The sequence below is a fragment of the Pseudomonas reactans genome (assembly GCF_013387025.1).
GTDB classification, from domain to species: Bacteria; Pseudomonadota; Gammaproteobacteria; order Pseudomonadales; family Pseudomonadaceae; genus Aquipseudomonas; species Aquipseudomonas reactans.
In genome coordinates, this window is the sequence record NZ_JACAQP010000020.1 from 1 (window position 1) to 13,797 (window position 13,797).

Consider the following 13,797-nt stretch of genomic DNA (forward strand, 5'->3'; position numbering starts at 1 on the left):
CAAGATTAAATTCCAAAACCCCTGTTTGCTAACGCAGACAGGGGTTTTGTTTATGTAGAAGTCCATGAATTTCATCGGCACGTCGCTAACGCAACGGTCCGATACACAGAATTTCTTGACGACCATAGAGCATTGGAACCACCTGATCCCATCCCGAACTCAGTAGTGAAACGATGCATCGCCGATGGTAGTGTGGGGTTTCCCCATGTGAGAGTAGGTCATCGTCAAGATTAAATTCCGAAACCCCTGTCTGCTAACGCAGACAGGGGTTTTGTCGTTTTAAGGGGTAAAAGGCGCAACGCAGGGCGTACCGCTGGTCGGTTTCCTACATAAAAAGAGGAAACACCTCACAAAGTCCTAAGATTTGCCAAGCCTTGGCCGAAAGCCTGATGAGCCATGCGTGCACCGAAATAGAGCGGCCCGAGAGTCCGCCTATACCGCTACATGGAATGTTCCACTCGGCACGCTCACCCCCCTTTGGCAAAAAGAAGTCGATGAAATGAATCTCAAGTTCAGTCATAAAATTCTGCTGGCCGCGTCAGGCGTCGTGGTTCTGGCCTTCGCGTTATTCACCCTCTACAACGACTACTTGCAACGCAGCACTATCAAGCAGAACCTGGAGTCGTCCATCCAGCAATCCGGTGAGCTCACCGCCAGCAGTGTGCAGAACTGGCTCAGTGGGCGAATACTGGTACTCGAAAGCCTCACACAAAACGTTGCCCACCAAGGCAGTGGCGCCGACCTCCCAGGTCTGGTCGATCAACCGGCATTCACCTCTAACTTCCAGTTCACCTATGTTGGCCAAACCAACGGTGTGTTCACCCAGCGTCCAGACGCAAAAATGCCCGATGGTTATGACCCTCGTCAGCGCCCCTGGTACAAACAGGCAGTAGCGGCAGATAAGCCCATGCTTACCCCGCCCTACATGGCCGCCGTAGGCGGTCAGATCGTGACCATCGCCATGCCGGTGAAGAAGAATGGTGAATTGCTCGGTGTAGTCGGTGGCGACCTGAGCCTGCAGACCCTGGTGAAGATCATCAACTCGGTAGACTTCGGTGGGATCGGCCATGCGTTCCTGGTCAGCGGCGATGGCCAAGTCATCGTCAGTCCTGATCAGGACCAGGTGATGAAGAACCTCAAGGACATTTACCCCGGTACCCAGGTACGCATCGAGAAGGTCAATCAGGATGTCGTCCTCAATGGTCAGGATCGCATTCTGTCGTTTACCCCCATAAGTGGCTTGCCCGGCGCAGATTGGTACATCGGTCTGTCGATTGATAAAGACAAAGCCTACGCACCGTTGGGCAAGTTCCGCACTTCCGCGCTGATTGCCATGTTGATCGCTGTGGTGGCGATTGCCGTGCTCCTGAGTTTGCTGATTCAAGTCTTGTTGCGCCCCCTCACCACCATGGGCGTAGCGATGCAAGACATTGCCCAAGGGGAGGGTGACCTCACCCGCCGTCTCGCTGTGACCAGCAAGGACGAGTTCGGCGAAGTGGGTAGTGCCTTCAATCAGTTCGTAGAACGCATTCACGCCTCGATTTCGGAGGTGTCTTCCGCAACCCGCCAAGTGCACGATTTGTCCCAGCGTGTGATGGCCTCGTCCAATGCCTCGATCATCGGTTCCGACGAGCAGAGCGCGCGTACCAACAGCGTGGCAGCAGCGATCAACGAACTGGGCGCCGCTACCCAGGAAATCGCACGTAACGCCGCCGACGCTTCACAGCACGCCAGCGGCGCCAGTGAGCAAGCCGACGATGGGCGCAAAGTGGTGGAGCAAACCATCCTTGCAATGTCGGAGCTGTCGCAGAAGATCAGCCTGTCCTGCACTCAGATCGAGACCCTCAACGCCAGCACCGACAACATCGGCCACATTCTGGATGTGATCAAAGGCATCTCACAGCAAACCAATCTACTGGCACTTAACGCCGCCATCGAAGCGGCCCGTGCGGGAGAGGCCGGCCGAGGCTTTGCAGTGGTTGCCGATGAGGTGCGCAACCTGGCTCACCGCACTCAAGAGTCGGCCGAAGAGATCCACAAAATGATCACTTCGCTGCAAGTGGGCTCGCGTGAAGCGGTCACCACCATGAACGCCAGCCAAACCTCCAGCGAAGAAAGCGTTGAGGTCGCGAACCAGGCCGGTGAGCGCCTGGTCAGCGTAACGCAGCGGATTGTCGAGATCGACGGCATGAACCAGTCTGTCGCGGCGGCGACTGAAGAACAGACGGCCGTGGTGGAAACGCTCAACGTCGACATTAATCAGATCAACCTGCTGAACCAGCAGGGCGTGGCCAATCTCAACGAAACCCTGAAAGATTGCGATGCGTTGTCGCAGCAGGCTAATCGACTGAAGCAATTGGTCGACAGTTTCAAGATCTGACCCGCTGACTGATCAGGCAGGAGCTGGCCATCTCGCTCCTGCCGCTTAGCCCAGTATCCGCTGGACATTCTCCAGGGCGCTATCGGCGAAACCCTGCACAAACTGTTCAAACCCTGTGTCTGCCCTGTCGATGGGCTCGGCAATTATTGTCCATGTCACCTTGGAGCGCCGCGCACCTAGGGCCTCCACACAGATCGCCGCCCATAGCCTGGCCACACCGAGGGTGTTGTAGATCGTGGTCCAGGTCATCTGCATGGCCTGCTCGTCCCGGCTATTGAGTTGCTCCACCACACAGTTGCCATCGCGGAAAAACTTTGTGCGCAAGGCACCCACACCTGTACCCATCATTTCGATATGCGTCAACGCAGGAATGAACACATTGAAGCCGGAAAATTGTCCCACCACGTCCCATAGCTGGGGGGCAGGGCAGTCGACCTCGGTAAAGGCCACTATCGGCAGGCCGATCGGGTTGCGAATTAACGTATCGGGTTGCAGTGTTTTCATAAGGTCGTCCTGAGGCGTTCATAGAAAGCCGATGGCCTCCAGGTAGTTGCAGCCCTTACTCAAGAGGGCCTGGTCTTTTTCGGGATAGCGGGCCCCCATCTGCTGGACACCCTGTCGCGCGTTGTCGTGGCGAATCATTGAGGTATCGCTGATGTCTTCGTCGAGGCGGTCGAGATAAAAACCAAGCACGCCAAACAGTGCGTTGTCCTGGCTGACCGTTCGTAGCGATTGCTGCCATTGCGCCACACTTACCCGCTTGAAACAGTGTCCCGCGCGGCTAAATGCATCCAGGTAGTGCGCCCAACTCAACGGCTGGGGGTTGTGCAGGTTGAACACATTCCTGTCGGCTTGAAAACGGTTGCAATGGAATGCGATGAAGCGTGCCAGGAAGTCCACCGGCATCAGGTCGAAGTTCAGCGACAGCTTCGGTAGCAGGCCCAATTGCAGTGATCCCTTGAGCATCAACATCAGGCGATTTTTCTGAGGCTGGCAGACACCCGTGAGACTATTGAAACTGATGTTGCCGGGACGATGGATGTTCACCCAGGCTCCGCGCTCCACGGCACGTCCCAATTGCCGCTCGGCGACCCATTTGGAAAGGTTGTAGCCATTCCTGATGTACAGCGGCAGTGCGGTCGCGGCGGGCGTTTCGAGGACATAGCCTTGGGTGTCGATACTGCTTGAAGCCGACAGCGTCGAGATGAAGTTGAAGGTCTTCTTGCAGTGCGTCTCGCAGAGGCGCAGGCATTCGAGGATGGGGACAACGTTATCCCGGCTCAGCGACGCATAGTCCATCACGTGGTTGACCTGTGCCGCGTTGTGTACCAACACCCCAAAATCTTTGGCGAGTGCCTCATAGGTATCGTTGGCCAAACCCAATCGAGGCAGGCTGACATCAGCGGCAAGTACCTGCACTCTGCTCAGGTCCAGGTGTTCCAGGTGATATTCGCGCAACGCTTGGATGAATCGCGCCATTGCCGATTCTCCAGATTTTTCGCGTACCAGGCACGCTACCTTGGTTGCTCCAGCTGCAAGCAATGCTTCGACGATGTGGACACCCACAAAACTGTTGGCCCCCGTAACGATCATTTTGTAAGGATCGCCCGCGCAAGTTTCGGGCAGCGTGTTTAGCGACCCCTCTTGTTGAGCGTCGCGAATCGCCTGGCCGGCGTGTGTTTCGGGTCGTTCGCCATTCTCCACCCATGCTGCAAGCGTACGAATTGTCGGTGCCTCGATGAAGTGGCTTAATGAAAAGCTACGGCCGAATTCTTCGCGAAAACGCAGCAAGAGAGTCGACAGCAAAATCGAATGGCCGCCGAGGTCGAAGAAGCTTTCATCGATAGACAATTCATCCATGGGCAACGCCAGCAGCTCGACCCACAAGCGGGTCAGTTGAATCTGAAGTGGGGTTCGTGCAGTGCTGCGGGCTGTCGGCAAATTGGGTTGGAGCGGGAGTGCCAGCAACGCCTCACGGTCGATTTTGCCGTTACTGGAACACGGTATGCATGGCAGCTCATCCCAGGCGCCGGGCTGCATGTAGTCCGGCAGCCACTGCCTTGCATGCTGTTGCAGCGCCTTCATGCTGGCTCCTGGTTCAGGTTGCGCGGCAAAGCCACGGATCCTGCGGTCACGGTCGATCACCACTGCTACTTGTCGATACAGTCGACTGCTGCGCAGGCACTGCTCAATCTCCAGCGGTTCTACCCGAAAACCACGGATCTTCACTTGGTCATCTCGCCGTCCTCCCAGCACGATCCCGTCGGCGGTCCACTGCGCCAGATCGCCACTGCGATAAGCCCGCAGCGGCAGGCCGCCTGGCACGGCCAGCTCCACAAAAGGATTGGCAGCCTGTGACGAGGCGTTCACATACCCCAGGCTCACTCCGGGGCCGACGATATACACCTCACCCATCACCTCCTCATCCACCGGTTGCAGGTGTTCATCGAGGATCAGCACCTGGCTGTTGGCGATGGGGTGGCCGACGTTGCGATTGCTGTCACTGGGGCGCAGCGTCCGATGGGTGATCAGCACCGTGGCCTCTGTAGGCCCATAGAGGTTATGGAACTGGCACTGCGCTGAAAGACGTTCGATCACATGGGGTTCGCACACATCTCCACCCGTCAGCAGGTGCTTCAGGTGCAGCGGTCGATCGGGCGGCAGGATGCTCAGCAGCGCAGGCGGAAGAAAGGCGTGGGTGACGCGCTGCCGGTGGAGCAGGTCCAGCAGCTGTTGAGGGTCTTGTCGTTGCTCTGCACTGGGGACAATCAACGTGGCGCCCGCTATCCAGGCGGGGAAAATATCGATCAGCGATGAGTCGAAGCCCAACGGCGAGAACTGCAAGACGCGGCTCTGTTCATCCAGGCTCACACAGGACCTGAACCAGGCCGTGAAATGTGCCAGGTTCGCTTGGCTGAGCAACACGCCTTTGGGTTGCCCGGTGGTGCCCGATGTAAAGAGCATCAGGCAGGGCGCATCGGCATGACCGTGTCGGCTCGCCAACGACCGTGTGAGGTCGACGTCGTGTAGATCATGGCTGCTGACATCCAATGAGATGAAACGCGCTCTTAATGGATGCTGACCGGCGTCCAGCAATACCTGGGCGCCTGCGCTTTCAAGCATGGCCTGATGGCGGTGAGTAGGGTGGTCGGGATCCAACGGCAGGTACGCCGCTCCACAGCCCAGCACGGCAAGAATGCTGGCGTACGCTTCGATGGTTTTTTCCAGGCAGACACCAACGACTGCGGGTGTTTGTCCAGTCACCAACAAGGGCTGCAAGCGCTGCTGAATTGCCAGTGCGTGAGCGTGCAACTGACGATAGGTCACTTCACTGGCACCGATCTTCAATGCGGGCCGGTCGGCAAAAGTATGAAGGCTCGCCTGCAACCGATTGATCAGTGGCACTCGGGCGACCTCTATCACGGCAGGGTCTGCGGTGTGATTGAACCGATGGGTGAATGCCAGCGCCTCCAGCGTTTCCAGGCTTTGTTCGGGCCAGTCATTGGCGAGCGCATTCAATTCGAAATAACCAGGATCTCGCGAGAAGCCACTGATGTGCAGCGTGGCCCATTCCACTAATTCGCGGGTGACGCGCCGGCGTAGCCTTTGACCGTTGCCACTGGGCTCATCGGCTATATCCAGTACTGCCAATAACGTTCGATCTGGCCCATAGGCGCGCAGTTGCAGCGCGGGCAGCCCGCAGTCTGTTATCGGACCGACGCCCACACGCAGGCTTAATCTTGGGGTCGGGCTTGTGTTGTCCTGTACCGACTGCCCTCCGTCATCGATGCACAGGTCGACGCCCTTGTTGCCCGTGATATGCCCATACTGTTCCAGCGCTTGTCTGACGGCCTCCAAGGCATTGCTGGCGCCGGAAAATCCAATGTTCAGCCGCCTCATGCCACCCTCCCGGACACCGGCAGGTAATCGCTCAACGCCTGCGCCACGCTCGGCGTTTGCAGCAAACCGCTGTGTTGCAGGAAACCAAGGATATTGCCCATCAATGGGTGCTGGCGGGTGATAGGAAAGGCCTGTGCCGCAACTTCAGCGCGTAACGCGTCGCGTAGGCTGACGCTGATGTCGAGGTGTCCGATCAAGTACAGGTCGAAGTTTTTTTGCAGGTCGTTTGTCAGGTACTGAGCCAGAAAAATCGGCAGCACCTTGGCGATGTCATTGCGGTCCTCCTCACTCGCGGTTTGCCAATACAGGCGTACGAGCCGTACCCAGAACTGAGCGTGGCGGCCCTCATCAAACAGGTGGTCGGCCATCAAGCCACGGATGGAGGCTTTCACGCTGGTGTCCTTGGCGAATGCCGCCACATCGTGGGTCACGGTGTTTTCAGCGATTGCCACGCCAATCAGCGCGACAGCATCGCGCAGATGGACGGGCGCCAACGCCTGGGCCGTTGGTAGCGCGTGGCTCAGCTCTATTTCTTCGGGCAGTTCCAGCGGTTGTATGCCGGTCATGGCCACGGTTTGTTGCAGGAAATCCAGCGCAACCAGTGCGTGATAATCCTCGTCCACGACGACGGTCATCGCATCCACGCGGCAGGCCAGCGGGAAGGGCACCGCGAAGCGATTCTTGGCGATGCTGCGTGCAGTCTTGTCGACGATCTCGGTCTCGAATATCACCACGTCATTGATGAATTTGTAAAAGCTCTGCACCAGTACAAAATCGCGCCACTGGGGGCAGTGCTCAAGGAAGGTCGAACAGAGCACCAGGGGCTGACGGCACAGCGGGTAGATCAGTTTGTCATCGCTCTCCAACAAGCGTCGAGGCCGTGTGCGGATGGTTGCGCGGCGCTCCCAGTCATCGGCGATGGCTTGGTAATCGCCGGCGTTCATGGGTGCACCTCTTGCAGCGAGGCCTGAAGTTCATCCCAGAACGCGAGACGGCTTTGCACGGCTGCGAGTGCGGCGTCGTTGGCCTGTTGCGGATACGTCGGGTCTACGCTGGCCAGGCGATCGAGCAACTGCTCGGCTGCTGGCCCGTGATGCGTGGCGTCCAATTCGATGTGGCGCTTGAGGTAGGCGCACAGGGTTGGCGCCTGGCGATGAATGAATTCATCAGATTGCAGGATGCGTTCGAACATCCCTGGGATGACATGCTCGCGGCCGTGCAGGAAGGTGGCCGCCACACAATGGGTCGGCGCATGCAACGCAAGGTGCAAGGTGTCGTTGACGAAGCGGCTGACGCCGGGAGGAAGCTCGACCTGATTCAAGGCTGCCGTGGCCCCCAGGCCTTGGCATTGCAGCGCAACAAAGTGGTTGATGGACGAGGTGTTGGCGCCCACTTCCGCCATGGCTTCCAAGTACAGTTCGAAATGGCTGCAGTAGCCTTGCACGGGATGTTCGTCTGACTCCTCACCCAGCACGATCTCATTGATCAGCCGCGCTGCCAGCGGGTCTGCAGGTGGCAGCCAGGGCAGGCGAGTGCAGGTCAGGTCCTGTTGCAGGCGTTTTGCGAGGGTCATGAAGTCCCAGACGGCAAATACATGACTTTCCATAAAAAGTTGTAACTTACGCAGGGAAGTTATTTCTGAAAATACCGCATGGCTGCATAACTGCAGCTTTGCTGTTTCAAGTAAAGTTTGATGCATGGTTGATGCCTATAAAATGTTGCGTCTGCTGTGAAAAAACAGCGATGAGTTTGTAGTTGTCGGGAGGTGCGCAGGTATAAGCCTCTGCCGGCGCGCAGAACTACCTAACGATAGGCGCTGCAATGCCGTGCGAAGTGGTTTAGTAATAAATGATGATAGAGGTATTAACTATGTTGGCAGGCATACAAATATATTAGAAGTTTTTCTAAATAATATAGTTTGTAAGTTGATTGCTTGGGTCGTGGTGGGAAATCTCTTCGCCAGCTGGCACTAAGCTTAGTTAGTGCCAGCCGCAATATTGGAAGGTCCGCCGAGGAGCGTTCAATACCCTATTGCGTGAATTTCGTGCCGTGGGCATCCAAGCCATTGAGATACGCCGTGATCACCTCCATGCCGCGCATCAAGTGATTGCGCAGCGTCAGGATGCTTTCCTGGGTTTTCTTTTGCGCCACGAGGCTAAGCAGTTCGCGGTGGTCTTCCTGGGACGTCTCGCCCAAACCCATGGCCTCAAGGTTGTACCTCAGGAATCGTTCCTCCTCGTTCAAGCCGTGCTCCACCAATTTGAGCAGCCGCTGGTTTGGGGCCTTGCCATAAAGCGCCATGTGGAAAAGACGATTGAGGCGTCCAATCTCGGCGTAGTCTTTTTCCTGTTCGAGCGCACAAATAAAGGCCTCCGCTTCCACGATATCGGCTTCGGTGAGCAAGGGAATCGACAGGCGCAGAGCTTCAGACTCCAGCAACATCCGCAGTTCATAGGTCTCGGCCGAATTGTCTTCGATCAACGGTGCAACGACGGCGCCCTTGTGGGTCACTACATGCAACAGTGACTGGGATTCCAGCTGGCGTAAGGCTTCGCGTACCGGCATGCGACTGACCCCGAACAGGCTCGCCAACTCTTGTTGGCGCATGGCAGTACCACAGGGTAAACGGCCATCCAGGATGGCGTTGCGCAAGGTTTCTTCAATTACTGAGCGAGCGAGATGGGCGGGAATAGGACCGCTGATCTTTATGCTGTTCAAAGGGGTCGGCTTCTGCGTCACGGTTACGCTATCCTCCTTATTAAAATGGGTGTGCTTAATTGGATCCAATGCACACTAGAGACTGCCCGTAAGCTTGTCAAACGGGCACAGTTTCGGCTTGTAAGCGTTTCAACATCGCGCTCCCCGCGCCCACAGCCTGTATTTATGCCGCCTTACACAGTCAGGTTCATCAAGCCTGCTTAAGAGCCGTCAATGGCAGCAGCAGTTCCTATCTATTGAACACTCTACCTCTGCGGTTTATTCCCTCCGGTTGCCAGCCGATCCGGGATTGGGCGGCACATTCCTGTATATCGATATTCGCTAACGGTATTTAAATTGCTGTTCTTATATCTATAAAGTCACTCTCCTGTCTGACCGGGAGTGACCTCATGTCCGCCACCTCTACTGTTCCAACAGCGACCGCTACCGCCCAAACCTTCGAGATTCGTCCATTGTCTGGCAGTGTCGGCGCCGAGATCATTGGCCTGGACTTGTCGCGCCCGGTCAACGACCAGGATTTTGTGCGCATCCATCGCGCGCATCTGGACCATCATGTCGTAGTGTTCCGCGACCAGCGTATCACCCCTGAACAGCAGATCGCCTTCAGCCGCCGCTTTGGCGTGCTGCAGATCCATGTACTCAAGCAGTTCCTGCTGCCCAACCACCCGGAAATCCTGATCGTCTCCAACATCATCGAAAACGGCCAGTCCATCGGCCTGGGAGACGCGGGTAAGTTCTGGCACTCGGACCTGTCCTATAAGGAACTGCCGAGCCTGGGTTCGATGCTGCACGCTCAGGAGTTGCCCTCTGAAGGTGGCGACACGTTGTTCGCCGATATGCACAAAGCCTGGGACCAATTGCCCGAGCACCTGCGCAGGGCCGTTGAGGGCCGCAGCGCCGCGCACTCCTACACCGCGCGCTACAGCGAAACCAAATTCGAAGGCAACTGGCGCCCCACATTGACCCCCGAACAGCTCGCCCAAGTCGCCGAAGTGGTGCACCCCATCGTGCGCACCCACCCGGAAAACGGCCGCAAGGCACTGTTCGTCAGCGAAGGTTTCACCACGCGCATCGTCGGCCTGCCGGAAGACGAAAGCCGCGACCTGCTGGCCCAGCTCTACGCCCACAGCGTGTTGCCGCAAAACATCTACCGCCACCAATGGCAGCCCCATGACCTGGTGTTCTGGGACAACCGCTCGCTGATCCACCTGGCAGCCGGTTGCCCGAGCCATCTGCGCCGCAAGTTGTTTCGCACCACCATTCAGGGCGACGCGCCTTTTTGATTCGGAGCATGACCATGTCCAGGAACATTCCATTCGCACGACTGGCCGCGACTGTCGGCCTGGGTATCAGCCTGTTGGCCGGCAGCCTGGTTGCACCCTCGGCCGCGCAGGCCGAAGGTGAGATCCGTATCGCCGAACAGTTCGGCATCGTTTACCTGTTGCTCAACGTAGTGCGCGACCAGAACCTGATCGAAAAATACGGCAAGCAGGAAGGCATCGACATCAAGGTCGACTGGACCCAACTCTCCGGCGGCGCCGCCGTCAATGATGCGCTGCTCTCCGGTTCCATTGACATTGCCGGTGCCGGTGTCGGCCCACTGCTGACTATCTGGGATCGCACTCACGGCAAGCAGAACGTCAAGGCCGTCGCGTCCCTCGGTAACTTCCCTTACTACCTGGTGAGCAACAACCCTAAGGTCAAGACCATCGCCGACTTCACCGAGAAGGACCGCATTGCCGTGCCGGCGGTGGGCGTGTCGGTGCAGTCGCGCTTCCTGCAATATGCCGCTGCCAAACAGTGGGGCGACAAGGAATTCAACCGCCTCGACAAGTACACCGTCGCCGTTCCTCACCCCGACGCCACCGCAGCATTGATCGCCGGCGGCACCGAGCTGACCGGGCATTTTTCCAACCCGCCGTTCCAGGACCAGGCCCTGGCCAATCCGAACGTGCATGTGGTGCTGAACACCTACGACCTGCTCGGCCCGAACTCGCCGACGGTGCTGTTCGCGACTGAGAAATTCCGCAACGACAACCCGAAAACCTACAAGGCGTTCGTGGAAGCGTTGACCGAAGCCGCGCAGTTCGCCCAGAACGACAAAGGCGCGGCGGCTGATACCTACATCCGTGTGACCAAGGCCAAGATCGACCGCGCCGAGCTGCTGAAAATTATCGACAACCCGCAGTTCGAATTCAGCGTCACACCGAAAAATACCTACCCGCTGGCGGAATTCCTCTACCGCGTCGGCGCCATCAAGAACAAGCCTGCATCGTGGAAGGACTACTTCTTCCAGGACGCCAAGCCCCTGCAAGGAAGTTGAAATGAACGCGCCCTTGCAAGGCCACACGGCCAGCAACCTGCATACCACTGCCCCGTTGCTGGCGGTGGATCACGTCAGCCTGGAATACCGCACCCCGGAGCGCGTGGTGCGCGCCACCCACCAGGTCAGTTTCGAGATCGACCCGGCCGACCGCTACGTGCTGCTCGGCCCGTCGGGCTGCGGCAAATCCACGTTGCTCAAGTCCATCGCCGGGTTTATCAAACCCTGCGAAGGCGAGATTCGCCTGTTGGGGCAAAAGGTCGAACAACCGGGCCCGGACCGCATCGTAGTGTTCCAGGAATTCGACCAGCTACCACCGTGGAAAACCGTCAAACAGAACGTGATGTTTCCGCTGCTGGCCTCGAAAACCTTGAAGCGCGCCGAAGCTGAAGAGCGCGCGCTGCACTACCTCGACAAAGTCGGTCTCACCGCCTTTGCCGACGCCTACCCACACACCCTGTCCGGCGGGATGAAAGCCCGTGTCGCCATCGCCCGTGCCTTGGCCATGCAGCCGAAAATCCTGCTGATGGACGAACCCTTCGCGGCCCTCGACGCGCTGACCCGGCGCAAGATGCAGGAAGAATTGCTGCTGCTCTGGGAAGAGGTGCGCTTCACCCTGTTGTTCGTCACCCACTCCATCGAAGAAGCGCTGGTGGTGGGCAATCGCATCCTGTTGCTGTCGCCCCATCCGGGGCGCGTGCGCGCCGAAATCCACAGCCATCAATACGACCTGCACAGCCTCGGCGGCGTGGAATTCCAGGCCTCGGCGCGGCGCATTCATCGCTTGCTGTTCGATGAAGCGCCCGAGGCCGAGCGTGAGTTGGGTTTCGCTGACATCCGCATCGCGTATTAAGGGGAACATCCATGCGCCAGGAATATGAAATTACCCTAGAACCGCTGCTCAGCGTCCCTGTGGAGCGCGAACTGCCCCTACGTCAGCGCCTGTGGCAACAAGGCTGGCTGCGCAAGGGCCTGATCCTGATCGTACTCGCGATTCTCTGGGAAGCCGTTGCACGCTACCAGAACAACGACCTGTTGTTGCCGAGCTTCCTGCAAACCTTTCACGCGCTGTACGACGGCCTGCTCAGCGGCGAACTGCTGAGCAAAGTCAGCATTTCGCTGGTGGTGCTGATCAAGGGTTACCTGATCGGTATCGTGCTGGCGTTCGCCCTGACCACCTTGGCGGTGTCGACCCAACTGGGCCGCGATCTGCTCAGCACCCTGACGTCGATGTTCAACCCGCTGCCGGCCATTGCGCTACTGCCACTGGCGCTGCTGTGGTTTGGCCTGGGGCAGAACAGCCTGATCTTTGTGCTGGTGCACTCGGTGTTGTGGGCGCTGGCGCTCAACACCTATTCCGGGTTCCTCGGCGTGTCCGAAACCTTGCGCATGGCCGGGCGCAACTATGGCCTCAAGGGCATGCGTTTTGTGCTGTTCATCCTGATCCCGGCGGCGCTGCCGTCGATCCTCGCAGGCCTCAAGATCGGCTGGGCATTTGCCTGGCGCACGCTGATCGCTGCCGAGTTGGTGTTCGGGGCCACCAGCGGCAAGGGCGGCCTGGGGTGGTACATCTTCCAGAACCGCAACGAGCTGTATACCGACAAGGTGTTTGCCGGACTGGCGGTGGTGATCCTGATCGGCCTGTTGGTGGAAAACCTGGTATTTGACACCTTTGAGCGCCTGACCGTGAAGCGTTGGGGGATGCAGCGCTAAACAGGAATGATTGCTCTTTGCCCGCCGTGAACCCGATAATGCCGGCCGAATCTGACGCCGCCCTGGCGTCAGGCGTACCCGGTAAAAGGATTTACGACGATGCGGTTTTTTGTCTTGGCAGCAGCCTTGTTATTGTCGACCTCGGTCTTCGCGGAGTTCGTGCCCGAGGTGGTCAGCATGCCCAAGCCGCTTTATCCCAGTCACCTGACCTTCACCCAAGGGCATGCGCGCATCAGCTTGAATATTCACAACAACGGTACGGTCAGCGATGTCAAAGCGCTCAGCGCCACCAAGCCGGCGTTTGGTGAGGCTGCCGTGGCTGCGGCTACACTCTGGCGCTTCAAACCTTGGACGGTCAGTGCCGATCGGCCGGCGGTGCTCGATGCGCAGAACGATATGATTTTCACGCCCGAACCACCGAAGAAAGAAACGACTCAACTGACCTTCACCCAAACCACCTACCAATCCTGCAGCGCGCTGACGGAAGAAGTAAGCCAGTTCCGTCGTGAGCATCCCACCCGTCCGTTGATCGCCATGAAGAGCTTTGCCATTACCCGTGTGGCGGTAATGTTTCCGGCGTTAAGCGGTAAAAGCGACTACAACGAAGGACTGACCCGTGCCGACGAACTGGAAAACTCCCTGCCGGACATCGTGCGCAAATGCCAGGCTCATCCCAAAGCTGCTTACGCGGACTACCTGCCCCGTAACGTGAAGCGCTACCTGTAAAGCCTGCTACGATTGCGCCCAGTTCACTCTCCATGGG

General features: G+C 58.0%; 11 protein-coding genes and 1 rRNA gene. 7 read left to right on the plus strand and 5 right to left on the minus strand.

What is annotated here, in order from left to right; translation table 11 throughout:
- Nucleotides 1-114 precede the first annotated feature (114 nt).
- Nucleotides 115-230 (plus strand): 5S ribosomal RNA (rrf, locus tag HX793_RS20470).
- Between the two features lie 269 nt (nucleotides 231-499).
- The gene (locus HX793_RS20475) at nucleotides 500-2,380 is read left to right on the plus strand and encodes a methyl-accepting chemotaxis protein (protein ID WP_016976708.1); all 1,881 of its coding nucleotides are present in this window, start codon (nucleotides 500-502) and stop codon (nucleotides 2,378-2,380) included.
- Nucleotides 2,381-2,425: 45 nt separating this feature from the next.
- Here the strand turns inward: HX793_RS20475 and HX793_RS20480 are convergent, their stop codons facing one another.
- The 5 genes from HX793_RS20480 to HX793_RS20500 form a co-directional block, all read right to left on the minus strand.
- The gene (locus tag HX793_RS20480) at nucleotides 2,426-2,884 is read right to left on the minus strand and encodes an SRPBCC family protein (RefSeq protein WP_016976707.1); all 459 of its coding nucleotides are present in this window, start codon (nucleotides 2,882-2,884) and stop codon (nucleotides 2,426-2,428) included.
- Between the two features lie 18 nt (nucleotides 2,885-2,902).
- Nucleotides 2,903-6,280, minus strand: a complete 3,378-nt coding sequence (locus HX793_RS20485; RefSeq protein WP_177094482.1) for an amino acid adenylation domain-containing protein — start codon at nucleotides 6,278-6,280, stop codon at nucleotides 2,903-2,905.
- Nucleotides 6,277-7,224 carry a diiron oxygenase gene (locus HX793_RS20490; protein ID WP_016976705.1) on the minus strand — a complete coding sequence of 316 codons (948 nt, stop codon included), beginning with the start codon at nucleotides 7,222-7,224 and terminating at the stop codon, nucleotides 6,277-6,279. The genes HX793_RS20485 and HX793_RS20490 overlap by 4 nt, the downstream gene beginning before the upstream one ends.
- Nucleotides 7,221-7,979 carry a DUF3050 domain-containing protein gene (locus tag HX793_RS20495; RefSeq protein ID WP_177051928.1) on the minus strand — a complete coding sequence of 253 codons (759 nt, stop codon included), beginning with the start codon at nucleotides 7,977-7,979 and terminating at the stop codon, nucleotides 7,221-7,223. The genes HX793_RS20490 and HX793_RS20495 overlap by 4 nt, the downstream gene beginning before the upstream one ends.
- A 329-nt stretch (nucleotides 7,980-8,308) precedes the next feature.
- Nucleotides 8,309-9,019 (minus strand): GntR family transcriptional regulator, encoded by a 711-nt coding sequence (locus HX793_RS20500; RefSeq protein ID WP_016976703.1) that lies wholly within the window; start codon nucleotides 9,017-9,019, stop codon nucleotides 8,309-8,311.
- A gap of 368 nt (nucleotides 9,020-9,387) precedes the next feature.
- Between HX793_RS20500 and HX793_RS20505 the strand changes: the two genes are divergently transcribed.
- The 5 genes from HX793_RS20505 (at nucleotide 9,388) to HX793_RS20525 (ending at nucleotide 13,760) form a co-directional block, all read left to right on the plus strand.
- On the plus strand, nucleotides 9,388-10,281 hold the full coding sequence (locus tag HX793_RS20505) for a TauD/TfdA dioxygenase family protein (protein WP_177051926.1): 894 nt from the start codon (nucleotides 9,388-9,390) through the stop codon (nucleotides 10,279-10,281).
- Between the two features lie 14 nt (nucleotides 10,282-10,295).
- Complete coding sequence (locus HX793_RS20510) at nucleotides 10,296-11,321, plus strand: ABC transporter substrate-binding protein (RefSeq protein WP_177051924.1); 1,026 nt, start codon at nucleotides 10,296-10,298, stop codon at nucleotides 11,319-11,321.
- A gap of 1 nt (nucleotide 11,322) precedes the next feature.
- On the plus strand, nucleotides 11,323-12,174 hold the full coding sequence (locus HX793_RS20515; RefSeq protein ID WP_016976700.1) for an ABC transporter ATP-binding protein: 852 nt from the start codon (nucleotides 11,323-11,325) through the stop codon (nucleotides 12,172-12,174).
- An 11-nt stretch (nucleotides 12,175-12,185) separates the two neighbouring features.
- The gene (locus tag HX793_RS20520) at nucleotides 12,186-13,034 is read left to right on the plus strand and encodes an ABC transporter permease (protein ID WP_012721565.1); all 849 of its coding nucleotides are present in this window, start codon (nucleotides 12,186-12,188) and stop codon (nucleotides 13,032-13,034) included.
- A 99-nt stretch (nucleotides 13,035-13,133) separates the two neighbouring features.
- Nucleotides 13,134-13,760, plus strand: a complete 627-nt coding sequence (locus HX793_RS20525; RefSeq protein WP_016976699.1) for a TonB family protein — start codon at nucleotides 13,134-13,136, stop codon at nucleotides 13,758-13,760.
- The last annotated feature ends 37 nt before the right edge of the window (nucleotides 13,761-13,797 follow it).

Coding starts and splice junctions, on each gene's coding strand:
- HX793_RS20485 (WP_177094482.1), bottom strand. CDS start 6,280: ATGAGGCGGCTGAACATTGGATTTTCCGGCGCCAGCAATGCCTTGGAG.
- HX793_RS20515 (WP_016976700.1), top strand. CDS start 11,323: ATGAACGCGCCCTTGCAAGGCCACACGGCCAGCAACCTGCATACCACT.
- HX793_RS20490 (WP_016976705.1), bottom strand. CDS start 7,224: ATGAACGCCGGCGATTACCAAGCCATCGCCGATGACTGGGAGCGCCGC.
- HX793_RS20505 (WP_177051926.1), top strand. CDS start 9,388: ATGTCCGCCACCTCTACTGTTCCAACAGCGACCGCTACCGCCCAAACC.
- HX793_RS20510 (WP_177051924.1), top strand. CDS start 10,296: ATGTCCAGGAACATTCCATTCGCACGACTGGCCGCGACTGTCGGCCTG.
- HX793_RS20495 (WP_177051928.1), bottom strand. CDS start 7,979: ATGCATCAAACTTTACTTGAAACAGCAAAGCTGCAGTTATGCAGCCAT.
- HX793_RS20480 (WP_016976707.1), bottom strand. CDS start 2,884: ATGAAAACACTGCAACCCGATACGTTAATTCGCAACCCGATCGGCCTG.
- HX793_RS20525 (WP_016976699.1), top strand. CDS start 13,134: ATGCGGTTTTTTGTCTTGGCAGCAGCCTTGTTATTGTCGACCTCGGTC.
- HX793_RS20520 (WP_012721565.1), top strand. CDS start 12,186: ATGCGCCAGGAATATGAAATTACCCTAGAACCGCTGCTCAGCGTCCCT.
- HX793_RS20475 (WP_016976708.1), top strand. CDS start 500: ATGAATCTCAAGTTCAGTCATAAAATTCTGCTGGCCGCGTCAGGCGTC.